The 24,307-nt window shown below is 69.3% G+C and carries 24 protein-coding genes; 6 read left to right on the top strand and 18 right to left on the bottom strand.

Going from position 1 to position 24,307, the window contains the following annotated elements; translation table 11 throughout:
- Positions 1 to 3: 3 nt before the first annotated feature.
- From OG558_RS36080 to OG558_RS36020, 13 genes are all read right to left on the bottom strand, one after another.
- Entirely contained in the window at positions 4 to 759 is a 756-nt protein-coding gene (locus OG558_RS36080) for a hypothetical protein (protein WP_405066994.1), read from the bottom strand.
- Positions 760 to 769: 10 nt separating this feature from the next.
- Complete coding sequence (locus tag OG558_RS36075) at positions 770 to 2,350, bottom strand: hypothetical protein (protein ID WP_405066993.1); 1,581 nt, start codon at positions 2,348 to 2,350, stop codon at positions 770 to 772.
- Entirely contained in the window at positions 2,347 to 4,164 is a 1,818-nt protein-coding gene (locus tag OG558_RS36070) for a baseplate J/gp47 family protein (RefSeq protein WP_405066992.1), read from the bottom strand. The genes OG558_RS36075 and OG558_RS36070 overlap by 4 nt, the downstream gene beginning before the upstream one ends.
- A complete protein-coding gene (locus OG558_RS36065; RefSeq protein ID WP_405066991.1) occupies positions 4,161 to 4,655 on the bottom strand; it encodes a GPW/gp25 family protein in 495 nt (164 codons plus the stop codon). Before OG558_RS36065 ends, OG558_RS36070 begins: the two co-directional genes overlap by 4 nt.
- Entirely contained in the window at positions 4,652 to 4,987 is a 336-nt protein-coding gene (locus OG558_RS36060) for a hypothetical protein (RefSeq protein WP_405066990.1), read from the bottom strand. The genes OG558_RS36065 and OG558_RS36060 overlap by 4 nt, the downstream gene beginning before the upstream one ends.
- 3 nt (positions 4,988 to 4,990) lie before the next feature.
- Positions 4,991 to 5,635 (bottom strand): hypothetical protein, encoded by a 645-nt coding sequence (locus OG558_RS36055; RefSeq protein ID WP_405066989.1) that lies wholly within the window; start codon positions 5,633 to 5,635, stop codon positions 4,991 to 4,993.
- Positions 5,632 to 6,528, bottom strand: coding sequence for a hypothetical protein (locus tag OG558_RS36050; RefSeq protein ID WP_405066988.1), 897 nt, complete (start codon positions 6,526 to 6,528; stop codon positions 5,632 to 5,634). The genes OG558_RS36055 and OG558_RS36050 overlap by 4 nt, the downstream gene beginning before the upstream one ends.
- Before the next feature lie 65 nt (positions 6,529 to 6,593).
- Entirely contained in the window at positions 6,594 to 7,244 is a 651-nt protein-coding gene (locus OG558_RS36045) for a hypothetical protein (protein WP_405066987.1), read from the bottom strand.
- A gap of 596 nt (positions 7,245 to 7,840) precedes the next feature.
- Positions 7,841 to 8,317: a hypothetical protein gene (locus tag OG558_RS36040; protein WP_405066986.1), complete on the bottom strand. Its 477-nt coding sequence runs from the start codon at positions 8,315 to 8,317 to the stop codon at positions 7,841 to 7,843.
- Between the two features lies 1 nt (position 8,318).
- Positions 8,319 to 8,834 carry a hypothetical protein gene (locus OG558_RS36035; protein WP_405066984.1) on the bottom strand — a complete coding sequence of 172 codons (516 nt, stop codon included), beginning with the start codon at positions 8,832 to 8,834 and terminating at the stop codon, positions 8,319 to 8,321.
- A 10-nt stretch (positions 8,835 to 8,844) separates the two neighbouring features.
- Positions 8,845 to 10,296, bottom strand: a complete 1,452-nt coding sequence (locus OG558_RS36030; RefSeq protein ID WP_405066983.1) for a phage tail sheath C-terminal domain-containing protein — start codon at positions 10,294 to 10,296, stop codon at positions 8,845 to 8,847.
- Entirely contained in the window at positions 10,293 to 11,147 is an 855-nt protein-coding gene (locus tag OG558_RS36025) for a hypothetical protein (protein WP_405066982.1), read from the bottom strand. Before OG558_RS36025 ends, OG558_RS36030 begins: the two co-directional genes overlap by 4 nt.
- Positions 11,144 to 11,743, bottom strand: coding sequence for a hypothetical protein (locus tag OG558_RS36020; RefSeq protein ID WP_405066981.1), 600 nt, complete (start codon positions 11,741 to 11,743; stop codon positions 11,144 to 11,146). The genes OG558_RS36025 and OG558_RS36020 overlap by 4 nt, the downstream gene beginning before the upstream one ends.
- A 173-nt stretch (positions 11,744 to 11,916) precedes the next feature.
- Here OG558_RS36020 and OG558_RS36015 point away from each other — a divergent pair, with 173 nt between their 5' ends.
- Together OG558_RS36015 and OG558_RS36010 are read left to right on the top strand one after the other, a co-directional pair.
- Complete coding sequence (locus OG558_RS36015) at positions 11,917 to 12,168, top strand: hypothetical protein (RefSeq protein ID WP_405066980.1); 252 nt, start codon at positions 11,917 to 11,919, stop codon at positions 12,166 to 12,168.
- 72 nt (positions 12,169 to 12,240) lie between these two features.
- Complete coding sequence (locus OG558_RS36010) at positions 12,241 to 12,981, top strand: BTAD domain-containing putative transcriptional regulator (RefSeq protein WP_405066979.1); 741 nt, start codon at positions 12,241 to 12,243, stop codon at positions 12,979 to 12,981.
- A 4-nt stretch (positions 12,982 to 12,985) separates the two neighbouring features.
- On the opposite strand, the gene OG558_RS36005 is transcribed toward OG558_RS36010, so the two are convergent.
- Both OG558_RS36005 and OG558_RS36000 read right to left on the bottom strand, forming a co-directional pair.
- Positions 12,986 to 14,419: a S8 family peptidase gene (locus OG558_RS36005; RefSeq protein ID WP_405066978.1), complete on the bottom strand. Its 1,434-nt coding sequence runs from the start codon at positions 14,417 to 14,419 to the stop codon at positions 12,986 to 12,988.
- 265 nt (positions 14,420 to 14,684) lie between these two features.
- Positions 14,685 to 15,401 (bottom strand): hypothetical protein, encoded by a 717-nt coding sequence (locus tag OG558_RS36000; RefSeq protein ID WP_405066977.1) that lies wholly within the window; start codon positions 15,399 to 15,401, stop codon positions 14,685 to 14,687.
- 203 nt (positions 15,402 to 15,604) lie between these two features.
- Between OG558_RS36000 and OG558_RS35995 the strand changes: the two genes are divergently transcribed.
- A complete protein-coding gene (locus OG558_RS35995) occupies positions 15,605 to 15,865 on the top strand; it encodes a hypothetical protein (protein WP_329476632.1) in 261 nt (86 codons plus the stop codon).
- A 99-nt stretch (positions 15,866 to 15,964) separates the two neighbouring features.
- Here the strand turns inward: OG558_RS35995 and OG558_RS35990 are convergent, their stop codons facing one another.
- On the bottom strand, positions 15,965 to 16,711 hold the full coding sequence (locus OG558_RS35990; protein ID WP_405066976.1) for a peptidoglycan-binding protein: 747 nt from the start codon (positions 16,709 to 16,711) through the stop codon (positions 15,965 to 15,967).
- Between the two features lie 1,467 nt (positions 16,712 to 18,178).
- Here OG558_RS35990 and OG558_RS35985 point away from each other — a divergent pair.
- Both OG558_RS35985 and OG558_RS35980 read left to right on the top strand, forming a co-directional pair.
- The gene (locus OG558_RS35985; protein ID WP_329476635.1) at positions 18,179 to 18,616 is read left to right on the top strand and encodes a ribonuclease H; all 438 of its coding nucleotides are present in this window, start codon (positions 18,179 to 18,181) and stop codon (positions 18,614 to 18,616) included.
- Positions 18,617 to 18,728: 112 nt separating this feature from the next.
- A complete protein-coding gene (locus OG558_RS35980; protein WP_405066975.1) occupies positions 18,729 to 19,313 on the top strand; it encodes an FHA domain-containing protein in 585 nt (194 codons plus the stop codon).
- 75 nt (positions 19,314 to 19,388) lie between these two features.
- Here the strand turns inward: OG558_RS35980 and leuS are convergent, their stop codons facing one another.
- A complete protein-coding gene (leuS, locus tag OG558_RS35975) occupies positions 19,389 to 22,319 on the bottom strand; it encodes a leucine--tRNA ligase (protein ID WP_405066974.1) in 2,931 nt (976 codons plus the stop codon).
- A gap of 67 nt (positions 22,320 to 22,386) precedes the next feature.
- A complete protein-coding gene (locus OG558_RS35970) occupies positions 22,387 to 23,547 on the bottom strand; it encodes a hypothetical protein (RefSeq protein WP_405066973.1) in 1,161 nt (386 codons plus the stop codon).
- 599 nt (positions 23,548 to 24,146) lie between these two features.
- On the opposite strand from OG558_RS35970, the gene OG558_RS35965 reads away from it, so the two are divergent.
- A complete protein-coding gene (locus OG558_RS35965) occupies positions 24,147 to 24,305 on the top strand; it encodes a hypothetical protein (RefSeq protein WP_405066972.1) in 159 nt (52 codons plus the stop codon).
- Positions 24,306 to 24,307: the final 2 nt, after the last annotated feature.

Here is a 24,307-nt window from a genome sequence, read left to right as displayed (position 1 = left end):
CTCCTATTGATCGGCCGCGGTCTCGCGGAACGTGGTGGTGCCTACCCGCAGGCCGAGCTTGCCGAGCGCCTGCTGTGCCTCGGACAACGTCAAGCCGGCCAGGCTCGGCATGGTGACCACGGGCTCGCGCCGCAGGGCCGAGGAGACGACCATCCGGACCCGGCCGGTGCCGCTCGGAACCACCGCGCCGGCTGCGGGCAACTGCGCGAGTACGGGCGCATCGACGTACTCCGCGGGGACGGCGACCCGGGAGATCTCGCGTCCGGTGGTGTCGAGCACCAGGTCGGCATCGATGCCGAGGGCCCGCAGTTTGTCGAGCGCACCGCGCATGCCGAGGCCGAACAGGTCCGGGGTTTCGACGCCGTCGGTGGTCAGCGTCACCGCGAGTGGTTCGGTGTGCGGGATCGTCACCTCGCGGATCTCCGCGGTGAAGCCCGGCGCCTGGATGTGCACTCGCCAGGTTCCGTTGGTCAAGCCGCCGAGCAGGTGCGCGGTGCGGGTCCCGAACGGCGGCAACGCCTGGACCGAGTGGCCCTCACCGAGCGGCTCCGCGAGTACGTCGGCCGTCGGCAGCGGCTCGGTGGTGGCGGTCGTCCCGGTCCCGACCGACCTGGTGACCGCGACGTCGAGCGTCTCACCGCCGAGTGCGATCACGGCGTCGTACAGTGCGGTCAGGCCGGTGACGATCGCGTTCCAGCCCTGCGCGGTGACAGGTTCGCCGGCCGTGACACTGGCCAGGCTCGGGGTGGTGAGCGTCATCGTCGTTCTCCTAGGGCTCGGGCTGTTCGGTTCCGTCGGGCCACAACTGGGTGCCGGCCAGGACGACTCCCAGGGCGTCGTCCGCGCCGGCGCGGACCACTCCTTCGCCCAGCGACCAGCGCGGGTCGGCGTACTCGATCCGTACGTCGACGCCGGCCGCCCGGTGCCGGTCGAGCAGGCGGGTGAGCGGCTGGCGGAGCAGGGTTCCGGTCTCGTCGTCGGCGGCCGCGAAACGCTGTGGCAGCAGGACTCTGACCGCGAACGGCTCACGTTCCTCCCACGCGAAGCCGAGCAGCATCGAGGGCTGGACCTCGGCGGTGGTCGCGGCGGCGAAGACCGAGCCGTCGAACCGTCCCGCCACTGTTCGCGGTACGGACGCCTGGCCGACCGCGCCACCCGAGCGGGCAACTCGGACGAGTGCCGTCCAGCGGCTCTCGCCGCGGGGGAGTTGCAGCGGTCCGACGGAGGCTGCGCCATGTGGCAACGGCGGCGACTCGTCGAACGCTTCGGCTACCGGTGTGGCGACCGCGAACCTGGCTGCGGGGCCTGGCGATCCGGCGCTCGCCGTACCGGTCGGGACACTGCCGTCATCAGCTGTGTAGACGAAGTCCTCGCCCGGCAGCGCGTTGCCGTCGTCGGCGAACAGCCCGCCGGTGAAGGTCCAGCTCGAGCCGGTCACATCGGTCTCGTCGAGGGTGACCCGGCCGCTGGAGCTGAAGGCCAGCTCCACCCCGTCCGGCACGTCGCCCTCGTACACGAGTCCGCGACCGGTGCCCAGATGCACGATCATCGGCCGGACCGTGCGGTTGCCGAGGCCGAGCACCCGGATCGTCACGTCCACGTCCTCGAGGCCGCCGCGAAGGATCCGCGTTCGCTGGCCGTGCGATTTCGGCGTGGGCTCGATGTCGGCTCGGCGTACCGGATTCTCTTCCAGCGCAAGGACGTCGGGCAGCGCAGCCAGATCGGGTGGGGGAGGCGGAGGCGGGGCGCCGTCGACCGGCGGCGCTGGAGGCGGCGGGACCAGCCGGAGCTGCTCGACAGCCTGGGCCAGGTGCCACCAACCGCCGGCTACGTGGCGCACGATCTTGACCTCGAGCCCGAGATAGGCGGCGGTGGCGAGCAGCAGCGCGGCGGGCGTGGTGTTGCCGATCCGATGCGCCCCGATCGAGCCGAGCACCGCGGTGCGTCCCAGTGCGACTCTGGTCTGGTATTGCGAGGCAACCGCAAGTGCAGTGGCGAGATCGACCGCGCTGAGCTCGGCCAGCTTTGTCGCGGGTACGCCGAGCAGTCCCGCGAGTACATCGAGATTCGGGGGCACGGCCGCGGCCGTGGTCCGCAGTTTGAGCGCACGGTTGTCCAGCGGTACGAGCGCCTCGCCACCGAGTCGATGCAGATTCGCCAGGGCCAGGAGATCGCGGATCGTCGGCGCTTCACTGACCCGGCGGGACGCGCGGACGGTCTGCACCTGCTGCGTCAGTACGTCGAGATCGGCCACCAATCCCGTGACCACGGCACCGAACCGCTTGCCCGGGTCCGTCGCCGCGAGGTGCAGCGGGAACCGGTCGAGTACGGTCGCGGCGCGGGTGCTCATGACCCCACCTGCGTCTCGGTCACGACCACACTGCGCACCCACACCTGCTGGGCCGGACCGAGTGGCACAGTCACGTTCGAGGCCGTCACCCGGACGCCCTCGTCGATCAGCTCGACCCGGTAGGACAGTTCCTCGACGGCGTAGTCCGCGGTCGGGTCGAGCATCCCGAGGAGCGCGGCCGGCGTCAGCACAGGCGGCGTCAACGCAAGGGCCTCCACCAGCCGACGCTCGATGTCCGCCCGGGCGGCGCCGAGCGCGGCCTCCGGCTCGGCCGAGGCCGCGAGCCCGCGGCGTTCGACCACCACGCTGAGGTCGACCACAACCCGCTCGCCGCGCAACGTGACAGCGAGGTTGCCGACTTCCAGCTGGGCGCGCGCACCGGGGACCGGCGGACGGACGTTGTAGCGCTTGAGCGGTTCGCCGGCCGGCCGGTCCTTGGGCCCGATGTCGATCACCGCATCGAGTACGCCGCTGACCGCCATCACCGCAGACACCAGCCGGTTGTAGATCACCGGCTCACCGACCCCCAGGGCCTCGACCGCCGCGATCAGTGCGGCCGCAGTGTCATCCTCCAACCGGCGCCGCTGTTCGTCGGTCAGCCCGGTGTCGCCCGGCGTCACCGTGAGCCGCGCCTCGAGCGGCATGAACACCCCTTCGAGGGCGACACCCGAGGTCGGGCCGTCGCCACCGCCGCCGGTGTTCTCAGCCAGTGTCGGTGCGGCCGGCGCCGGGACGAGCAGGTTGTCGTCGACCCGCACACCGGCAGGCCGTGCTTCGTCAAGTGCTGCCCTGGCCAGCACGGCCGCGGCCTCCGTCAGTTTGGTGGCGATGGTGACCTTGACGACGCCTGGGAAGGCGAGGTGGTCCTCCTCGACGAGCACGTCCTGCTCGCGGATACCTTCGACAGTCATGAGTGCCCCGACCAAGGCGTCGCGAGTACCGCGACCGGAACGGGCCAGCGAGTACTGGATCCGGGCCCGCAGATCCTCATCGGTCTCGGCGCCACCGCGGAATGCCATCGGCTCGGGGTTGAGGACCTCCTCGATGCCGAAGATCGGCCGGTGCAGCACGGTCAGCGTCCGCGCGGCGGCGACGCCGGCCGGCCCAGCGGCCAGCGCCCGGACCGGCGCTTGTGCGCTGACGGTGCCGCGCCGCAGCGTGACGGTCGCCGTTGTCTCGACCGTGACCGCGATCGGAGCATCGGCCGACGTAGAGACGAGGGTGCCGGCCACGACGGTGACATCGGCCGGCGCCGGCGTCGAGCGAGCGAGCACCACCTCGCCCGCGGCCTGCGTGACGCCCCGGCGCTCGACGCCGACCAGCGCCGCCAGTTGGTCGAGGTCGCGTCCGCCCGCGGTGGCGACGAACGACCCGGAGTACACGCCGTCCAGCTGATGCGAGATCACGGCCAGCTCGAGTGCGAACGACTCCGCCAGAGTCCTGGTGATGCTGCCGGGGTTGCGGTCGGTCAGCACCGGCGGCGGTCCGCCGGGCCGCCGGTCGAATCCGACCCAGACGTCGGTGCCAAGATCCGGAACCGTTGCCCCGGGCAACGCTTCGCCTGGTACGACGTGTCGCCACTCCACTGCACCGTCGACACTGAGGACGAAGTCCCGGCCGGAGACGAATGTGGTGAAGAGGCCGCTCGCCAGGCCGGTCACGCGCAGGGTCTCCGGCAGGACCCGCTCGTGCTCGGGGATCTGGAACGGCAACTCGGTCTCGAGGTAGTGGAACCGCAGCCGGCTGGTACCACCGGTCAGGTTGGCGATCAGGTCAGCGGCGAAGACGCCGTACGGCTCGGCGGCGAAGCTCATGTGACCGCCCCCAGGTCGAACGGGACGACCAGGTTCAGCGGGTCGTCGACGTCGATCAGCCGCACCGTCAGCTCGACCCGGACAATGTCGCGGCGGGCCTCACTGCGGACGTCGCAGCGTTCGATCTTCGCGATCCGCGGCTCGTGGCGCAGGGCTTGCAGGATGTAGAGCTTGACCAGGTTGCGGGTGCGTTCGGTGTTGGGCTCACCAATCAATTCGTGGTGCCGGCTGCCGTACTCCGGGTGGCCGAGCGGCGCCAGCTCGCCCTCGCGCGTCATCAGCCGGTTCACCAGCAGCTGGACCGCTTGATCGAGGTTCTCGGCGACGTCGAGGTCGACCACGGTCCGGCCGTGACCCGGTCGGTTCTCGGTGGCGAGGTCGGCGTCCGCGAACGATCCCGCCGTACCGGCCCAGAAGAGTCCGAGGTCGCGGCCGAGCCGCCGCCAGAGCAGCTCGATCTCGGCCGCGGTCCGCCGCGGTGCCGCGGTCATGGCGCGGTCCCGTCGGTCACGAACGGCGCGGCCGGCGGGCCGAGCACCGTGAGTACGCCGGGCCCGGTCGGGATCCGGTCGCCGACACGCACCAAAGCCTGGCCGTCGACGGTCACGCCGGTCGACGCTCCGGGCTGGCCGATCGGCAGCACGTACGGCACACCGCTGACGGAGTTCACCAGCGTGCAGAGCGAACCGGTCACGGCCAGCGGCATCCCGCCCGCGGTGGCCGTCACCTGCAGGACAGCGGTGATGAGGCCGCTGTCCGGTGGCCCGGCCGCACCGGGGGAGAGCATCACCGAGCACCCGACGGTCACGGGCGGGCCGGACATCGGTCAGCCCGCCGAGAAGCTGGTCGTGCCGGCAATGGTCGTGGTGCCGCCCTTCAACGTCGCGGACCCGGAGCCCTCGACAGTGACGCTCGACCCCTTCAGCGTCGCGGTCGACGCGGCCTCGAGCGTGAGTGAGCCGTTGGCCTTGATGCTCACGTCGGCGGCGGCCTCCAAGGTGATCGCGCCGTCGGTCTCGACCGTGACTTTCGTGGACCCCATCGCGATCTCCAGGGAGTCGTCGGTGACGGTCAGGGTGCTGCCGTTGGGCAGCTTGAGCTCCAGTCGCCGGGTGCCGCCGGAGTCGGGGACCTCGTAGACCACTTCCTCGGGAGTCGCATCCGGTGGTGGGGTGCCGGCGGCGTGCAAGGTTCCGAGGAGTACGGCGCCGTTCACGTCTCCGTCGATGAAGCCGAGCACTACCAGGTCGCCTTGCCTGGGCACTGCCGACAGCCCTGGTCGCGCTACGGCAACCGGGACGTCTTGGAGGACGAGTCCCGAGCCGTGGAGACGGACGTCGCACTCGAGGTGGTGTTCGCCGGATCCGCCGTCGTTGGTGCGGGCCGCATCGACGACGCCGAGCGCGACGCCGCGGTGAGCGGCCAGCTCGCGACGGGCCACGTCGGTCATCAAGGAGACAAGACCGGTCACGAATCCCCCTCGAGTAACAAGTCGCAGAGGTAGCCGGTGGCCGGGTCGACCGCATGCTTGACGCGCAGGACCCGGTAGGACTCGCCGCGGGCCTGGATCGTCGTACCGGCCCGCAGATCCGGCCGGCCGGTCACCCGCATCCGCGCGCGCCGAGTCGCCCGCGAGGCGTCCGCCGCAAACGCGTCGGTGCCTGCGTTGGCGGCCTCTCGGGTCCGTAGCGCCGGGTCCACGACCTCGACATCACTCCCGCTGTCCGGCGCGGCTTCCAGCAAGTACCAGTACTGCGCACCCGCCGGACTGACCCGCGTCAGGGCAGTGCGCCCCTGCCGCGCCCCAGCCCGGAAGCTGAGAAGCTCGGCCCCTTCACGAAGCTCGCCACTTCCGAGCCCGGTGGGGAGACTTCCCAGTCCAGTTGAAGGTGTGAAGGAGACTTTGCCGTCGGACGTCGTCGTGATTTGGTGGCCGGTGCGGCGAGCCAAATCGTGGAGGGCGGACCAGATGCTTCGGTGTGGATCGACGTGGAGAGCGGGCAGCGAGAGCGTGGCATCCACGTCTCCGGCGTCCACCTCGCCGTCGCCGAGCAGGTCATGTACGACCTGCCCTAGCGTCGTCTGCCGCCACGACCGGCCGGAATGCGTCAGGGACAACCGCCGGCTCGCCGAGAACGCGGTCAGCACCGACCCACCCGCAATCGCATCCACCCCGCTGACCTCGGCCCGCAAGACATCCTCCGGATCGCCCTGACCGTTGCCGAGGGCAACACTCAGTACGTCACCCGGCGCCGCGCCGGCCAGCTTCGACCCGGCCCACAGCACGAGCTCCACCCGGTCATGCGCCTCATCGACCGACAGATCCACCCGCAATCGCCGTACCGCCGCCTCCGCCAGCCCCACTGCACCACCAGGCGGAGCGGCCGCACCGCCGCTCAACGCCAAACTCGCTACTGGTCGCCCGATACTCACGGCGCCCCCGCATCCAGCCCGTACCGCTCCGCCTCACGCAAGACCAACGCCTCGAGAGCCTCCTCGACCTCATCCTCGAGGTTCCCCAGCAAATCCGCCGGCGCAAGCACAGCAGCAGGCCAGGTGTGGACCACGTGATCCGTCCCGGAGAACTCAGAACCCCCACCGGGTCGGCGCGTGCCGCCCGGAGCGCCGCCAACTGGGGTGCCGCCAAGTGGGCCGGCGCCAAAGGGAGTGGCGCCCAGTCGGGCGTCGTCGAGGGGAGCGGCGCCGAGTGAGCTGGCGCCGAGCCGGGCGTCGTCGAGGGGAGCGGCGCCGAGTGAGTTGGCCCTGAGTGAAGTGGCGTCGAAGGGGGCGGCTCCCAGCCGGGTGTCGTCGAGAGGAGTGGCTCCCAGCCGAGTGTCGTCGAGGGAAGCGGTGCCCAGCCGGGTGGCGTCGAAGGGAATGGCGCCGCGTGATGTGGCGTCGAAGGGGGGCGCGTTGGGAGGGGTGAGGTCGGGTGGGCCGGCGTGGGGTGCATCCTCGGGCGGGGTGGTGCCGGAGTTGCGCATCGGGATGGGCTTGGCGCCGGGGAAGGTTGTTGCCGTGTCGTCCGGTTGGGCGTCCTCCCAGCGCCGCAACAGCTCGCCAAGTCCGCGCTGCCCCACGTCATCGCTGCGACCGACGTCCGATCGGTCTCGGACGACCCCGGTGTCTGAGCCCGTGACCTGCCCCGCAGGTCCGGGCTGCAGGTCGACGCCCGGCGCGCCCTCGACGGCCCCTGAACCTCGTACAGGTGGCGTCACGAGCGCCTCAGGTACGTCGTGCGGGAGCCGGGAGCCCCGTCGTGCAAGAGGGCCAAGCCAATCGCCCGAGCCCGCCGGCCACAGGCCGTTCGATGCATGAGCCGGCGTCGGCACCGCCTGATCGGAGGCCGCGTCGTCCTGGACCATCCGGTTTCCCGGGCCGGGCCAAGACCGTTGCCTCAGGCCACCATCAGATGGCGCTTCCCCTCCCGCCGAACTGCTGCGTACCTCGGCTGGCGATGCCGGACTGAGCGCTCGGGCAAGGACTGCCAGATCGACGGCGCGGACGGCCAGGTCCCGCCACGGTTGGCGTAACGCCGTGAGGGCTGGGGGTTGGAACAGCTCGGCTCCGGCGAGACCACGTGCTCGCAGCCGGCCGCGGGCCGCGCGGATGCCTTCGCCTGCGGCGGTTGTTCGGCGGGCTCGTCGTACGGCGGCAGTCAGGCCGGATGGAGTGATCATGAGGCGGGGTGCTCCCCGCGTCCGAGCATCTCCAGGTAGAGGAGGACCTGGCCGACGGTCAGCTCGGCGCAGCGATCCGGGGTCCAACCGAACTCGCGGGCCAGCACAAAGCACGCCCGCGCGAGCGGTGCGTGCACGGCATCCTCCAACTCGTCCCCGTGCAGGCTCAGCCCACTGACCCGGTTCACCTCACCGAGCATGAACTCCACCAAACCGGCCGGCAGCCGATGCACCTGCTCCAACGTCAACCGCGGCTCCACCAACGCCTGGTGCACCATCAACGCGCTCGCCAGGTCGCCGTCATCCGCCGCAGCCCGGTTCAGTCGGGCGATATCCGCGAGTACCAGCGGCCGCACCACCACCTCCGCCGGCGCGGCTTCCGCCGTACCCCCGGCGACGAGGTGTGCGGGCAACGTCACCCGGTGGGTGAGCGCGGAGCCCGCGAGCAGCTCCTCGGCGGTGAGGGTCGGCACGTCAGGCCCCCTCGCCGGCGGCGTCCGCGACCCCGATCCACAGCGCGCGGAACGTCACGCCTTCGAGAACGAAGTCGTCCTCCGGGACGGTCAGCGACCAGCCGTCCAGCTTGACCTGGTGGACCGTGACAGTGGCCGACTGGCCGGGCCGGGCCGGATTCTCCAGCACCAGGCTGAGGTTGAACGTCGGGCTGACGAACGCACCCGCCGGTCGCGTACCGGCTCCACCCTCGCCCAGCATCAGCTGCAGCAGTGCACCGTTGATGTACGCGCGGCCCATCGTTCCGGTGACGTTGACGTTGCCCGGACGGAGCTCGGTGGCATAGCGCTGGCCAATCTCGTGGAACGGGCGCATCGCGGACGTGACCTGGACGGTGACGTCGGTGGCCCGGCCGACGGGCGTCAGTGCGAAGGTCTCGGCCACGGTGTTGGCGGCCTGTCCCTCGGGGGTCGCGGCGTCGTCGACGGCGATGGTGATCGCGCCGTCCATGCCGGTGTAGACATTGGTGTTGGGCACGGCGGATCCCTCACTCCAGGTTCATGGTGACGCGGATGTAGTCGATCGAGAACGTGGGCAGCAGAGTCATCACGACCGAGCAGAGACCGGCCCGTTCCTGCGCCCGCGTGGCCGAGACCTCGAGCTGGTAGCCGACGAGCATCTCGTCGAGCACCATCTGGGACAGGAACCCGTCGAGCGTCGCCTGCAGTGCCTTGCGGACCCGGTTGTTGTTCAGCCGGCCGATGTACGGGTCGGCGCCGAGTCGCACGCCCGCCTTCGCGTAGTCGACGATCCGGCGGATGCTGATCTGGGTGAACGGTGGCTGCGCACTGGTGATCCCCTTGACTACCTGCGCACCGAACTTCTGCCGCACCAGCAGCACCCTGTTCTGCAACAGGCTCTGGGTCAGTGCGGTGGAGTAGCGCACGTCCGGCACGACCGGCAGCACCTTGTTGGTGAGGCTGACCTGCGGTGCCAGAGTTGACAGCTTGCCCGCCACAACGGCCGCCAGGTACGGCGGCGGCAACGCCACGTTCGCACCGGTTTGCGCGTCCGTCGCGACGAGCCCCGGTGCCACGAGCACGATCCGGTCGTCGCTGGTGGCCGCGGCGTCCGCCTCGACACCGCCGGCGGACGTCGCTGTACCGGAGGCTCTGGCGCCGAGGATCGCGATCCGCTCCCGGCCCTCGGCCTCGGTGCGGTCGACGTGGCCGAGCACGGTCGTCCCGATGACGTTCGCGCCGAGTCCCGCGACCAGCAGGATGTTCACCGGCTGGGATTCCAGGACGGTCAGCCCACGCAGTACGTCGACGGCGCTGACATTCGCGCCATCGGTGCCACCGGCCAACGAGGTGGTGGGCAGCGCGGTGAAACCCGACGTGGCGTTCTGCACGGCGCCGGCCTGGACCAGCTTCGACGTTCCCAGCTTGCCGTGGATGTCGCCGACGGTGGCGCCTTCGTAGACCTCGCGGAGCTGGCCGTACGCCACGGTCATCCGCCAGGTCACCGGCGTCGTCGTACTGTCGGCCACCACCTCGACGTCGATGTCCTGGCCCCAGGTGCCGGAGCTGCCGGCGATCTCGGTCCCGGTCTCGCCCGCGATGCCCTGGGCAGTCAGGGTGAAGGCCGGCTGATCCACCCCGGAGGCGCCGATGTTCAGGGTGGCCGCCGTACGGTCGCCGTTGGCGATCCGGATAGCGAAGACATTCCGGGCGCCTCCGGCGTACGCCTGCTCGAGCGCCCGGGTCAGGGTGAGCGGCTGGCCGTCCACCCGGGGGTCGGCGAACGCGTCCGGCTGGCCGAAGATGTCGGCGGCTTCGGTGAAGGACCCGATCGGTACGACGGTGTCGACCTGGCCACGCCCGGCGGTGCCGACGATGCCGATGTTTCCGGTGGAGATGCCGCCGACCGCGATCAGTCCTTCGGCCCGTACCTCGATGTACGTGCCGGGGATGACCATCTCGGCGATGGACTCGCTCATGTCGTGGCTCCTCGCGTGACGGTGAACGGCTCGATGGGCAAGGGGATGTCCGGGGGACTGGACAGGGCGCCGGTGACGGCGACCCGGCTGATCACGCCGCCGCCGGAGGTGAGCACCGGCTCCTCCAGTTCGGCGTCCAGCTGGAACGTGGTGACCTGGGACCGCGTCGCGGTCTCGTCGGGTAACTCGGCAGGACGGACCGGACCCCAGGACGACGGCGTGGTGCGTATCCCCGGGTCGCTCGCGGCGAGCGCGGTGGCGACCGCGCGCGAGGTGTCCGCGACCGCTTCCGCGGTGCCGGCGACCACCTCGACGGCGAGGGTGCCCTGCACCCGCGTGGTGACGACGTCCCACTGGCCGACGTGGTAGGTCAGGTCGAGGTCGCCGCTGGTGGCCAGCGGCACGCCGAACAACAGGGTGCCCTCCTGTGGATCGACCTGGACCTGGCGTCCGGCCGGCGTACCGGCCACGACGATGAACGGAGCGCCGTCGTCGGCGGACACGTCGCCCGGTCCGAACGGCGGATCGGGCGTGCCGTCGGCGCGGACCAGTGGGCCGTGGGGGAGCGTCAGCGTGCGGCGATCGGCCGAAAGCAGGTCCAGGGTGTCGCCGCCGCCGAGATCGAGAACCGGGTCGGCGAGGTCGACGGTCGCTGCCAACCGGAGCGCGCCGGTGCGGGTTCCCCGGGGTACCCGGCCGACCCCGACCAAGGTCTGCGTCACGGCATCCAGGGACAGCACGGCGCACGGTAGATCGGTCGTCGCGACCGGTGCGACGTCGTCCACCCGGACGCCGTCGACCTCGCTTGCCAGGTGTGCGGCCAGCGGGTCGAGGACACGATGCAGAGTCACGCCGGCATCCCGAGGGCTTCACGCAGTCCGCCGAGCAGCGCCGGAACATCGGCCACCGCGTCCCTCGCCGTACCCAGGGCGGGCCGGATCGGCTCGCTCGGATCGGCCAGCGCCGGTACGCCGCCCAGTAGCGCGGGCAGATCGAGACCATCGAGGAGGTTCCCGGCCAGATCCGCGAGACCGGCGAGGTCGTCCAGCGGGAGCTCCGGGACCAATGGCGGCGGTTCGGGCGGCTCGACGTACTGGCGCACCACGATGCGATAGCGGACGGCGTCGACCCACTCGTCGGTCTCGACCACATCGAAGCTGACGATGACGACGTCCTCGAGCTCGCTGGACTCCACGATGTCGGCGACGAACGGCACCGGATCACCGCTGCGGAACTGCTCCTGCAACGCCTCCAGGAACCCCGACCGCGTCTCCGCACCGGACAGGCTGCCGGTGATGGTGACGGCCAGGCTCTCGACACCGAGGTCCTGGTGCAGGTCACCGAGCAGGCCCGGTACGCCGAGCCGGACCTGGCGTCGAGCCTGATGCAGCTCGACGCGCTCGATGCACGGCAACTCCCAGTCGCCGATCATCGGTCGCACAATCATTCGACCATGCGATCAGGTCGGGGGTCGCCCAGACGTCGCGACGGCGTCACCCCGGCGTTACGGCGCTCTGCCCGTGGGGTGAGCGCTGCCGCAGCCACCAGGTGTGTCACGGGGCGCGTGGTGGCGATGCGCCGGACACGCCGTCGTGACGCCCGACCTGCTGCGCTGGCTGCATGGCCACCGGCTGGGCTGGCGTTGTGATCCGCTGCGAGCAGATCGAGGGATCGGCAGCAGACGACGATGCGCTGTTGCTGCGCGTGCAGGTCTCGATCGGTGACCGGACTCCCGAGATCCTCGGGCCGCTGGTCGCGCGCCGCTCCGAGGCCGGCCAACTCGTGGCGGAGGTTCTCGACCGGATCTTCGAAACGCTTGTATCAGGCGAGGCCGGCGACAGCGGAGATGCCGCGACGTCTTCAGATTCCTGACCCCGGGGCAGATGATCGTCTTGTGCCCCGGACCTCACCAGCCGGGGCCGCGGTACAGGGGGGTGGACGGTGATGGTCATCGTACGGCTGCTTGATCGTTTCGTCGTGACGTCGGGCGGCGTCGCGATGCACGTCCCGGCGAGCGCCCATCGTCTGGTCGCCTTGCTCGCGTTGCGCGGCTCGCCCGTGGAACGCTCGTACGTCTCGCAATGCCTGTGGATGGACAAGACCGAAGCGCGGGCCTACGCCAATCTGCGGTCCGTCATCTGGCGGCTGCGCAGGAGCAGTCCGCAGCTGGTCAGTCTGTCCGAATCTCACCTGTCGCTCCGTCGCGAGGTCGAGGTCGACATCGACGCGTTGCGTGGATTGGCCCGGGCCCTCGTCGACGAGTCGTCTGCCGTCGAGCTGTCCGCGGTCGATGCGGAGAGCTTGTCGGGGGAGTTGTTGCCAGGGTGGTGCGACGACTTCGTGGAGCTCGAACGCGAACGGTTGCGGCAGATGCGGCTGCACGCGCTGGAGTCCCTGTCGCACCGGTTGCTGCGCGCTGGACATTACGCGCTGGCACTCGACGCGGCTCTCGCGGCGGTCGCTGCCGATCCGCTGCGCGAGACCGCCCACCGCGCGGTCATCACGGTCCACCTTACGGAGGGCAACTTCGGCGAGGCGCTCCGTCAGTTCTCGTCCCTGGCCGACTTGCTGGCCCGGGAGCTGGGGATCGCGCCGTCGCGTCGTACGGCGGAACTGGTCGACGTCCGATCGGACTGGGCCGCCGGTCCACCGCCGCCGCAGGCCTCCCGGTTGCTGCCGATCTGAGCTCTTATCGCGACAGCTTGATCTGTAGGGCGTCCGAGACGCCTTTCTCGAGGAGCTGCTTGCGAACGTCGTCGACGGCGTCTTCGTCTTGTTCGGGGGAGACGGCGTCTTCGAACCGGCGGTAGAGCTCGGGGTCGGTCGCCAGGTAGAAGGCGAGTTCTTGGCCGACCTGGCCGAGGTCGGCCGGTACCTTGTCGGCGGTGGTCCGCAAGAGGTCCGCCAACCCGTCGTCGAGGCCGTTCGCCGGACCTGGTGCAGCGGCGAGAAGTGGTTGGGCGCTGCGGACGGTGCTCTCGAAGAGCTGGCCGAAGGTGGTGAGGCCGCCGCGTCCTAACGGAACGTGTTGGGTGGCGGTCGGCGCGAGGGTCGGTACGGTCCGGCCGTTCGGCAGCTGTGCAGAGAGCAATGCGTCGGCGTTCACGAGTCCGCCGCCGAACTGCCCGGACGGCCAGCCCGGGACCGGGGTTGCGGTGTCTCGCACGAGTTGCGAGAACGTCGACGCGATCCGCTCCTTTCCGCCGCAGGCGCTGATGATCGTGTTCCGCCCGTGTTTGGCGAGCCACAGGGCAGCGATCCCCGCGACGGTGGCAACGGCGTACGACGTTCCCGAGCCCTGGCTCACGTTGTTGAGGGCGTCGTTGGCATTCGCGGTGGCGTGCCACACCCGGTCGCCTGGCGCGGTGATGTCCACCGCGCGTCCTCGTGAGGAACCCTTCCAGATGCCGCGCTCGGCATCGCACGCGGCGACAGCGACGACCTCGTCGTACGCCGCGGGGAACACGACGAAGCGCACGCAGTTGCCTGCGGCGGCGAGCACGATGACGCCTCTGCTGGTCGCGTAGACCACGGCGTCATGCAGACGATCGCTGCCGACGCCGCCCATGCTGATGGAGATGACGTCGACACCCCGGTCCGTGGCCAGCTCGATCGCCCGGGCGAGGTTGAGTGTGTCAACGACGACCACGCTGTCGGAGACCCGGAACGGGACCAACTTGGCGTGTGGCGCCGTACCGCTGACCGCGTTCTGCGGATTCGCGTCGGCGGCGCCTCGTGGACTGACGATCACGCTCGCCGTTCCGGTGCCGTGCCCGCCGTTCTGCCAGGGGAAGGTCTTCTTCAGTTCGTCCTGCGGGTCGTCGTCGTTGTCGACGAGGTCGCGGCCGAGGCCGGTCAGCAGGTTGGCCGCGATCTCGGGGTGGCGACGGTAGCCGGTGTCCGGGTGGCCGATGACCACTCCTTCTCCCGGCTGGGCGCCGGCGAAGTGGTTCTGCCAGGCCAGGGGGACGTTGGCCAGCTCGATGCTCCACTCGTGCGCCTTGGCCTTGGCGAGATCCTCGCCGCTGCCACAGGCAAAGCTCGGGAGACCGAAGGCGGCGGCCGGTTGCTCGTCGCCGTCGAAGCCCCACTCCGGACGGTCGGTGACCCAGGCCTTGAACAACGGCTCGGCGCTCGCGATGCCTTTGTGCGCGCGAAGCTGGTACGTCCGGTCCCACGCTTCTGGGCGTTAGCGCACTCTTCTCGGAGATCACTTCGAACTGGTTCCTGCGGTCTCCGTAGTTCGTGGCGTGCCAGCCCTCGCCGAGGACGTCGCCGATCGCCCGATCGACCTTCTGTTGCGCCGCGCGAGCGGTGGTCTTGACGGCGAAGGCCTGGAAGGCCGGACCCGGGACCTGCTCGTTCTCGCTCATGTGCGCGCGTCCAGGTCAGATCGTCGACTTGGCGATCAGATGATCGAGGACCCGCTGGGTCTTGCTGACCTGGCTGTCGTCGACCGGTAGCTGCTGCTGCTGCACGAAGTCGGTCAGCGCGGCCTGAGCGGCGACGGCCTTCTTCGGCTTGGCGACGATCGACAGCTCGAGGAAGTCGAGCCCGGCGTCGACCTGCCAGCGTTCGGCCCGCACCTCTGTCGTCAGGCCGTCGAGGGTGAACTTCTCGTACCGGGTAGCGGCGATCGGCGGCAGCATGCTGACGGCCGCGAGGTTGACCCGGCCCTGGCCGCACTTGCCGAGGAAGTCGAGTTGCTCCTTGCTGAACAGTTCGGGGACCAGCCCGGCATCGGCCTGCGCGGCCGCCAGCCGCGAGTCCGTCCATTGCACGGTCATCGCCGTGGCGAGCGACCGCTTGTCGCCCGCCCAGTCCGCCTCGATCTTCAGCTCTTCGTCGCCGGCCTCCCGGTTCTCGAAGTACTGCGGGGCGAGCTGGGACCAGCGACTGGGCCGGAGCTTGATCGTCGAGTCGCCGGTCGTCGCGGTCTTGCCGCGCACGCGCAGAACGACTCCGATGTCGAGCAGTGCCGTCGACGCCGCGGCGTCGGTGACGTCCTCGCAGAAAGCCACCGTCCAGGCGTCGCCGCCGGTCAGCCCGAGTCGGTCGACCGCCTCCTCGATGTGCGCGCCGGCAAGCGTGATCTTGATTTCCACCGATTCTGGACGCACCTCGACACCCCCCAATGAGTACGTCGGCCGGACCCGCTCCCCAGCTCCACCGGCCGCACGTCAAATTTCACACTCCTCTCCCTCCCAACCACCGTCAAGGTTGCAAATGTTTGACATCTGCAGGCCCTTGCGACCGGTTGGCCGAGAGCGGATCCTGCAAGGACAGGCGAGCCCGTGGGGGAGTCACCATGCCGGATCCAGGTAAGCCCGTCCGTCGCCGTTTCTGGTTCGAGCTGGTACTCGCGATCGTCACCGGCGTGCTCTTCGTCGTGACATTGTTCTGGCACGAATGGCTGGAAGCTTTCGGATTCGATCCGGACCAAGGGTCCGGCACGGCCGAGTGGCTCATCGTCGGCGCGCTGCTGCTGGCGTGCGTAGCCTCCAGCACCCTCTCAACCATCGAATGGCGCCGGACCACAACAGCACCACCTGAAGGCCTCACCGACTGAGCCCCCCTGCGCTCTAGGCCATCCGAGCCGACCCGTTGCTGGCAGCAACTACCAGCGACGGCACGACAGGCGGCACGATCTGTGCCGCCTGCGCGGGGTTCAGATGACTTGGAAGCGGCCACGGCCGAGGTTGGCCAGGTCCTTCGGGCCGGGGATGCCATCGATGAACTTGGGAGCGCTGCCGATGGCCTTCTGATGCTTCTTGTAGGCCTCACGGGTGAACTTGCCGGCCCGGCCGTCTACGGCCAGGTTCGTCTTGACGCGGGCATTGAGTGCCAGCTGGATCGTCTTGACGTCGGGCAACACCTTGGTGCCGCCGGCCCTGAACTGCTGCTGAACCGTCACCAGATGTACCACCGGCCGACCTCCGACCGGCACCACGCCGCCCGTTGGCATCGTCAACGGGAACACTGTGATCTTCACCCGTGGACCATCGAGCGGGCCGCCGTCCTTCAGCCCGTTCTTGCCATTCCTGTAGGCCTCCACCTGCCTGGCCGCGGACGGATCCAGACCAGGATCGCCGATGGCCACCGCGTGGATGTGGTCGGCGAATCCCTGCTTCGTGGTGCGATGGAAGGCGGCGAAGGAGACCTTGCGGAGCTCGACGAGTGTTTGTGTCTGCTGTGCCGCGGTTTGGTCCTTCGTCCGGATATCCACGACCCCGGCGCGGTTGTGCGTCGGACCGGACCTCTTCGCCGCCTTTCCGGCCAGGAAAGAGCCTTGCACAATGACGAGTTTGCGCCCGAGTTTGCGTTCGACGGCCTCGAGCATCGCCTTGGTACGGCGGTTGATCACCAGCGGTCGTCCTGAGGAGTCCCTGCCGAGGGATATCTTCTCCAAGAACACATTGGCCATGATCTTTCGTCCCCCTTCAGGCCGGTTCGCCCGGCCTCAGATCCGTGGCGCCGTTCTGTCGCTCGCTCGTCGGCCCCGGCGTGTGCAGCGCGGCCCCCACGTCCAGCGGAATGCTGTCTAAACCACAGTGAACGGCCGGCCAGGATGGGACAAGGGGGAGCCGGGACTTGGACGGACCCGGTGCTCAGATCTCGACTCAGGCGGTCGACGCGGAACGCGAGCTTACGCGGGGGAGCTTCTGCGTGGTTTGGAGCGTGGCGGACAGTTCGGCGAGCTGGTGGCAGCCTGCATTGATTGCGTCCTGCAGGTTTGGCCATTGGTCGACGCATCAGAAGGGGTCGTCGGGTTGGCGGTCGTTGTCGTCGTCGATGTCGGCGCACCAGCCGCCGGTGTAGGCGTGGTGAACGTGCAGTCTGAGGTTCATGGTCTTGAACTGTCGGTGTGGGCGGGTGGGATCAGAACGGGAGCGGTCGGCCCGATGGTGTGCGGAGGTCGAGCGGCTGCGTGTTCATGCGGGCGAGTGCTCGTAGCGGCCTCCTGCGGATCTGGATCTGTCGCATCGCTTTGCTCCTGTCCTGGGGAGTGATGCGACGGGTCGTCGTACCACTCCCGGCTACTTGGTGGGAATGTTTCGTCATGCGATGCCTTCGGGGCGATTGCAGGCGCGGATGGGTGAGGAGGCGGCGCGATGGCTGCGTGCGTGGCTGGTGTCCTTCGATCGAGCCGCCGGACCCGATGGATCCCGATCTGTCGATCCTCGAACTCGCGGATGCCCACGTTGGAGCGCTTCCGAGCTGCAGCCGGCGGAAGGTACCTCGAGCCGCTCGCGATGCCCGTCGCCGCGATGACCGAGGAGACCTTGAACGGCGTTCCGGTTGACACCCGGCTGGCTCACCGCGGAAACCAATGGCTCTTAGGGCCGGCCCGTGGTTGCCGGTAGCAACTTGAACGCCTTCATCGGCGACAACGTGTGAGATGCGGAGCGACAGACTCGAGCGCTCAGAACCCCGAACCCATGGTCGACGATGTGCGAGAAGGCGCTGGGCTGGTGCCGCGTCAAGCAAGGTTGGGGCGGTAATCCGGGGCGACCACTACCCCGAAGCCCGCCCCTGCGGCCAGGTGCGGGGTTCACCCCTGATCTTGTCCCTTCACCCCGGGTATGCGGTGGGTAGAAGGGTGCAGCTGCGAGGTTCTCCCCCGAAATTGCCCCAGGCGGAAGGCGAGTGCGGTAACGACCTCGACGTTTCTTGGCGAGGCACCAGCACCTGCAGGTACGTGGCGCGGCCTGTCGGTCTAACAGCTCTGATCCGAGTGACCTTCTTGCTCCTGGCCGCGCACTGAGCCTCGTTGTCCGGCGCGGTACGCCGCCTTCGGGGCTGTGCATCTGGGGATGCGCCGGCGGGGTAGTGTTTCGCTCTGATGCCTCCAGCCCGCGCCCGCCGTCCTCGCCCTGCCGACATGACAGTCCCTGTCGGCGCCCGCACGGTGTTCACCGACGGTGCCTGTTCGCGCAACCCCGGACCTGGAGGCTGGGCCTGGGCGCTGTCGACGACCGAGTATGCCGCTGGTCACGAGGCTGCCTCCACCAACCAGCGGATGGAGATCCGAGCCGCCCTCGAGGCCGTGCGGGCCAACGACGGTCCGCTGCTGGTCGTGTCGGATTCGACGTACGTTGTCAACTGCTTCCGCGACGGGTGGCACAGGGGTTGGCTCGAGCGAGGCTGGCTCACCTCAGCAAAGAAGCCGGTCGCCAACAGGGATCTCTGGGAGCCCCTGGTGGCGTTGGTGACCAAGCGCGGGGATGTCGCCTTCCAGTGGGTAAAGGGCCATTCCGGCCACCAGATGAACGACTTCGTGGATGGCTTGGCCGTCGCTGCCTGCTTCCCACAGCACTGACCTGGGTGGACGCGCGACACCCCGTATCTTGTGACGATCCGGCCCGGGTGCTTTCCTGATCGTGGGGCTGTGGTGCGGGCGGGCGAGGTGCCTGCGGTCGCCGCAGAGGACGATGAGCGATGGATCGAGTACGACGTACCTCGTGCTGGAAACCGGATCGCACCAGGGGCAGCGGATCGACCTGACCGGCGCCCGTCTGACGGTCGGCCGGCTGCCGAGCTGCGAGGTACGGTTCGAGGACCCGTACCTGAGCCGGACGCATGCGGCGCTGTGGCAGCAGGGCGGTGTGGACTACGTCGAAGATCTAGGCTCGGCCGGCGGCACCTTCGTGAACGGCGAGGCGATCACGGTGCCGCGGCGGCTGTACCCCGGGGACCGGGTTGCGTTCGCGGACCTGCAGCTTCGCTACGACACGGGCGAGGGCGCGCCGACCGCGGTTCGCTACGACATCGGCGATCAGCGAGCGCACACGATCAACAATGTCGGACGGGACCAGTACGTGCAGCACGTGATCCAGCAGCGGGAGAACTTCTTCCGCGAGATCGGCCCTCGTTGGGCCCCTCGGCGTGCTCGCGCAATGGCTGGGACCCTCGGAGCAGGCCTCCCGGCCGAAGGTGTTGAACGAGGTCAGGTAGCTGACCTTCGTCAGGCCGCTGTCCGCTCACCGATCCTCGGCCTCCTGCCGGCTCTGCTGTGAGTTGTGTGTCCGAGGAGGAACACGCACGTTAACCACAGGCCTCCAGGTCCACGTCTGAGCCCACGCCAGCCGCGGTCATCCGGTGACGATGTTGACGAGCCGTCCGGGCACCACGATCACCCGCTGGACGTCGACGTCGGCCAGCATGCGGGCTACCTGAGTGTCGGCCAGCACCAGCGCCTCGGTGCTCGCCTTGTCGGCGTCGGCAGGTAGCACGGTCGTCGCCCGCACCTTGCCGTTCACCTGCACCGCGATCTCGATCGTCTCAGTCGTCAGCAGGGTCGGGTCGGCGACCGGAAAGGTCTCCCACGCCAGCGAATCCGCATGCCCCAGCCGCGACCACAGCTCCTCGGCGACGTGGGGTGCCAGGGGGGCCAGCATCAGCAGCAGTGGTTCGACGACCTCACGCGGTGCTCCGCCGGCCGCGCCCCATCGCGCGGTCAGGTGGTTGTTCAGCTCGGTGATGCGGGCGATCGCGGTGTTGAAGCGCAGCCCTTCCATCCCCTCGCGCACGGCCGCGATGGTCCGGTGGAGGTGCCGCCGCGTCTCCTCGTCGGCCGCGTCCGAAGAGACCCGCGGCGAACCGGTCTCCTCGTCGACGACGTTGCGCCAGACCCGCTGCAGTAGGCGGTAGACACCGATGACCGCCTTGTTGTTCCACGGCCGGGATTGCTCCAGCGGACCGGTGAACATCTCGTACAGCCGCAGGGTGTCCGCGCCGTACTCGGCGTACATCTCGTCCGGGGCGATGGAGTTCTTCAGGCTCTTGCCCATCTTGCCGAACTCGCGGGTGACCGGCCGGCCCTCGTAGGTGAAGCTGCCGTCGACCTCGGTGACCTGCGCTGCCGGTACGTAGAAGCCGCGCTCGTCGGCGTACGCGGCGGCCTGGATGTAACCCTGGTTGAACAGCCGGGCGAACGGCTCGGACGCCGACACGTGCCCCAAGTCGTACAGCACCTTCTGCCAGAAGCGTGCGTACAACAGGTGCAGAACGGCGTGCTCGACGCCGCCGACGTACAGATCGACGCCGCCGGTCGGGTTCTCGGCGGTCGGCCCCATCCAGTACCGCTCGACCTCCGGGTCAACGAAGCGATCGTGGTTGGTCGGGTCCAGGTAGCGGATCTCGTACCAGCAGGAACCGGCCCACTGCGGCATCGTGTTGGTCTCGCGGTGGTACTTCTTCGGCCCGTCGCCCAGGTCCAGCTCGACCTCGACCCAGTCCGGCAGCCGGGACAGCGGCGGCTCCGGCTCTGAGTCGGCCGCGTCCGGTCCGTCGTACGTACGCGGCGAGAAGTCCGTCATCTCGGGCAGCTCGACCGGCAGCATCGACTCGGGCAGCGGTACCGGCAGCCCGTGCTCGTCGTACACGATCGGGAACGGCTCGCCCCAGTACCGCTGTCGGCTGAACAGCCAGTCCCGCAGCTTGTACGTGATCGCCGCCTCGCCCAGGCCCTGCACCTGGAGCCAGGCCGTGATCCGGGCCTTCGCCTCTTCCTTATCCAGTCCGTTCAGCGAAACGCCGGCGTTCGCAGAGGCGATCAGGACGCCGTCGCCGGAGTACGCCTCCGGCCACTCGGCCGGTGGGGTGTGCGCGCCGATCCGGTGCCGCTCGGTCCACTCGGCCGGCGGCTCGATCACCTTGACGACGGGCAGGCGGAACTTCTGCGCGAACTCCAGGTCCCGCTGGTCGTGCGCGGGCACCGCCATGATGGCGCCGCTGCCGTACCCCATCAGCACGTAGTCGGCGACGAAGATCGGCACCTGCTCGCCGTTGACCGGGTTGAGCGCTGTTGACCCGGTGAAGACGCCGGTTTTGTCCCGGCCCTCGGTCTGCCGCTCCAGGTCTGAGCGCCGCGAGGCTGCTTTACGGTACTCGGTGACGGCCTTGCCCGGCGTCGGGGCGCCACCGGTCCACTCCGGACGTACGTCGTCCGGCCACCGGTCGGCCGTGACCTCGTCCACCAGCGGGTGCTCCGGGGCCAGAACCAAGTAGGTGGCGCCGAACAGTGTGTCCGGCCGGGTCGTGAAGGCCTCGATGTCGCCGGCGGGCGAGCCGAAGCGGACCCGCGCGCCACTGGACCGGCCGATCCAGTTGCGTTGCATCTGGGCCACCGACTCCGGCCATTCGACCGAGTCCAGGTCGTCGATCAGCCGGTCCGCGAACGCGGTGATCCGCAGCATCCACTGAGTCAGCGGCCGCCGGTAGACCGGGAAGTTTCCGCGCTCGCTGCGGCCGTCGGGGGTGACCTCCTCGTTGGCCAGCACGGTGCCGAGGCCGGGGCACCAGTTGACGACCGCATCCGACCGGTACGCCAGCCGGTGTGCGTCCACCACGTGCCGGCGCTCCACTGTGGACAGCTCGGGCCACGGTCGGCCGTACGGGTTGGTGCCCTGGGCCGGCTCCCGGACCCGGGCGTCCAAATCGGCCCACAGTTCCGTGACCGGGCGGGCCCTGCTCGCGGCCGCGTCGTACCAGGCGTCGAAGATCCGCAGGAAGATCCATTGGGTCCAGTGGTAGAAGTCGACGTCCGTGGTGGCAACGCTGCGGCGCAGGTCGTGGCCCAGTCCGAGCCGGCGCAACTGCCGCCGGTAGTTCCGGATGTTGGCCTCGGTGGTGGTTCGGGGGTGTTGCCCGGTCTCTATCGCGTACTGCTCGGCGGGCAGGCCGAACGCGTCGAAGCCCATCGTGTGCAGCACGTTGGCCCCGGACATCCGCAGGTAGCGGGCGTAGACGTCGGTCCCGATGTAGCCCAGCGGGTGGCCGACGTGCAGCCCAGCGCCGCTCGGGTACGGGAACATGTCCAGCACGTAGCGGCGCGGCCGGCCGGCGACTTCGTCGAAGCCGTCGGACAGCGGGCCGGTCGGGTTGGAGGCCTGGAAGGTGCCCTCTCGCTCCCACCGCTCCTGCCAGGCGGTCTCGATCCGCCTGGCCAGCGCCGCGGTGTACCGGTGCGAAGGGATACCGGCCGCCGATGTCTCCGTGGTCCCGTCGACAACTTCGCTCATCGTCGTCGCTCCTTGGTCGGTGCGGATACGAAAAGAGCTCCCGCAGTCCACGGTCGCGACGAGGTGGTCATTGGCTGGTGACGACGAGTGTCGGCGGGTCATGGACGGGGCCCGGAAGCGCGTTCGTCTCGTAGGGCTGCCGCAGTCCGGGCCGCCAGGCGAGGAGCCGGGTGCGGGACCCGGCGTTGAGGGCGATCACCAGCCAGTCATCACGGCCGGTGAAGGTCAGCCCGGGTTGTGACTTGGTGGGCAGTTCGATGCCTGGCACGATGCTCAGCCGGCCGGTGTCGAGTTGCAGGATCGCGATGTCCAGGGGCGGGAGCGGCTGGCCGGCAAAACGTTGGTCTGTCGTTGCTCGTTGGATCAGGAAGGCGACCCTCGTGCCGTCCGGGCTGACGACACCGCAGCAGGCGGGGCGTGGAAGGGGGGATCCGAGGGTCTCTCCGCCGGCGATCAACCGGCGGTGGAGCCTGCACGGTGACGCGTCGTCGTGACAGCCGGTGGTCCAGAAGACTTGGCCCGCGCCGGCCGCGAGTGGCGCGACATATTGGTCGAGCTTGGCCTGTAACCGACCGGTGCGTGCGTCGACGAGGGCGAGCCACGTCGGTGAGATCCCCGGATCGGGCTGCATCAGGCCGACGATCGTGTCGCCCACGATTGCGGATGCGTAGAAGCCGAGCGGCAGCCGGACCCGCTGCCCGCCGACGACCGGAGCGATCGTCCCGTAGGGGTTGTCGATGTCACTGGCGAAGGAAGCGATCCAGACCCGATTGCCATCGGTCAGCGCCCACTCGGTGGGACGGAGTGGGCGGATGACACTCACCCGGTGATCGACGCTGATGCGCAACATCGCGTAGGGAGCCGTCTCACTGCACGACCCGGTTGTCGCGTACGCCGTGACCGGATCACCGGCCAGCACAGCGGCGTACTCACCCGGACGGACGACTGCGTCAGGCAAGGTCGTCACGCGGCCGCTGTCGAAGTCGACGAGTCGCAGCCGGTCTCCGCCGAGCAGCACCTGGATCCCGGTGTGCCCCGCGGGTGGCGCACTCGACACGATCGGCAGCAGCGTGTCCGCTCCGCATGCGCCGGGCGCCGTCGGCCACGCCGTCGCCGTCCGCCCGCCCGGGATGGCGTTGATCGCCTCGGACGGGGTTGGACTCGGCACGGCCTGATGGGGCGGACGATCCGTCGAGGCACGAAGGACGATCAGGGTCAGCACCGCCACCAGGACCAGAATCCATCCGGCCCTTCGGCGCCCACGTCTCGAAGCCTTCCCGACTTCGAGGATCTCTTCCTGTTCGTGCTCCACACCACCATGAAATCACCGCTCGTGCCGTTCAGGCCGCGAGTTGTACCCGCAGTGACGAGGCTGATCGGCTTCTTCTCGCCGGCCCTGCCGTCTTGACGCGTCGATGACATTCGCGTTTCATCCTCCTCACGGTGTCTTCGCAATTTCTCGATGTTTTGAAGCAAGTTTCTGACACCGTGGCCGACGCGGCGCCCATCATCCACAGGCCTCCTGCCGGCGGTAGGAGGCAGCGTCTCCTAGCAGAGAGCTAACCGGTCGTGGTCACGGTCTTGGTGGCCGGTTCACACTGACCAGCAAGTGCACGTTCTAACCAGATTGCAGCCTCCGGAGAGTAGATAGATTATGTGTGAGGACGCTGAGAAGGCTCCGTCACACCGGGGCATGCTCAAGCTGGGCACGGCGGCGTTGGCGGCCGGCGCGGTACTGACCGGAGGTGCCGGTCAGGCAGCCTCGGCGGCACCTGGCCCCAAGTCGGCGAGGCCCAGGTTCGCACCGCTTCCGCGCTCGGAAGTGCGATGAGTCCTACTGTGATGGCCGGCTTGGACAACGGCGTGCCCAACAACCCGGCCGTAGTCAAACACGCGCGCCAAGGAGTCGTACGCGCGCTCTCCGCGGTGTTCCACCAGGTCGACAAGAACTGCACCGGGGTCGACACAGTTCGGATCTGGTTCTGATC

It is taken from the genome of Kribbella sp. NBC_01510 (assembly GCF_045040325.1).
Taxonomy (GTDB): domain Bacteria; phylum Actinomycetota; class Actinomycetes; order Propionibacteriales; family Kribbellaceae; genus Kribbella.
This window is presented reverse-complemented; position numbering and strand designations above follow the sequence as displayed.

What these genes read in the sequence shown, in the direction of transcription:
- OG558_RS36080 (WP_405066994.1), bottom strand. Translation starts at nt 759, where the DNA reads ATGACGCTCACCACCCCGAGCCTGGCCAGTGTCACGGCCGGCGAACCT.
- OG558_RS36075 (WP_405066993.1), bottom strand. Translation starts at nt 2,350, where the DNA reads ATGAGCACCCGCGCCGCGACCGTACTCGACCGGTTCCCGCTGCACCTC.
- OG558_RS36070 (WP_405066992.1), bottom strand. Translation starts at nt 4,164, where the DNA reads ATGAGCTTCGCCGCCGAGCCGTACGGCGTCTTCGCCGCTGACCTGATC.
- OG558_RS36065 (WP_405066991.1), bottom strand. Translation starts at nt 4,655, where the DNA reads ATGACCGCGGCACCGCGGCGGACCGCGGCCGAGATCGAGCTGCTCTGG.
- OG558_RS36060 (WP_405066990.1), bottom strand. Translation starts at nt 4,987, where the DNA reads ATGTCCGGCCCGCCCGTGACCGTCGGGTGCTCGGTGATGCTCTCCCCC.
- OG558_RS36030 (WP_405066983.1), bottom strand. Translation starts at nt 10,296, where the DNA reads ATGAGCGAGTCCATCGCCGAGATGGTCATCCCCGGCACGTACATCGAG.
- OG558_RS36020 (WP_405066981.1), bottom strand. Translation starts at nt 11,743, where the DNA reads ATGATTGTGCGACCGATGATCGGCGACTGGGAGTTGCCGTGCATCGAG.
- OG558_RS36015 (WP_405066980.1), top strand. Translation starts at nt 11,917, where the DNA reads ATGGCCACCGGCTGGGCTGGCGTTGTGATCCGCTGCGAGCAGATCGAG.
- OG558_RS36010 (WP_405066979.1), top strand. Translation starts at nt 12,241, where the DNA reads ATGGTCATCGTACGGCTGCTTGATCGTTTCGTCGTGACGTCGGGCGGC.
- OG558_RS35995 (WP_329476632.1), top strand. Translation starts at nt 15,605, where the DNA reads ATGCCGGATCCAGGTAAGCCCGTCCGTCGCCGTTTCTGGTTCGAGCTG.
- OG558_RS35985 (WP_329476635.1), top strand. Translation starts at nt 18,179, where the DNA reads ATGACAGTCCCTGTCGGCGCCCGCACGGTGTTCACCGACGGTGCCTGT.
- OG558_RS35980 (WP_405066975.1), top strand. Translation starts at nt 18,729, where the DNA reads ATGAGCGATGGATCGAGTACGACGTACCTCGTGCTGGAAACCGGATCG.
- leuS (WP_405066974.1), bottom strand. Translation starts at nt 22,319, where the DNA reads ATGAGCGAAGTTGTCGACGGGACCACGGAGACATCGGCGGCCGGTATC.
- OG558_RS35965 (WP_405066972.1), top strand. Translation starts at nt 24,147, where the DNA reads ATGAGTCCTACTGTGATGGCCGGCTTGGACAACGGCGTGCCCAACAAC.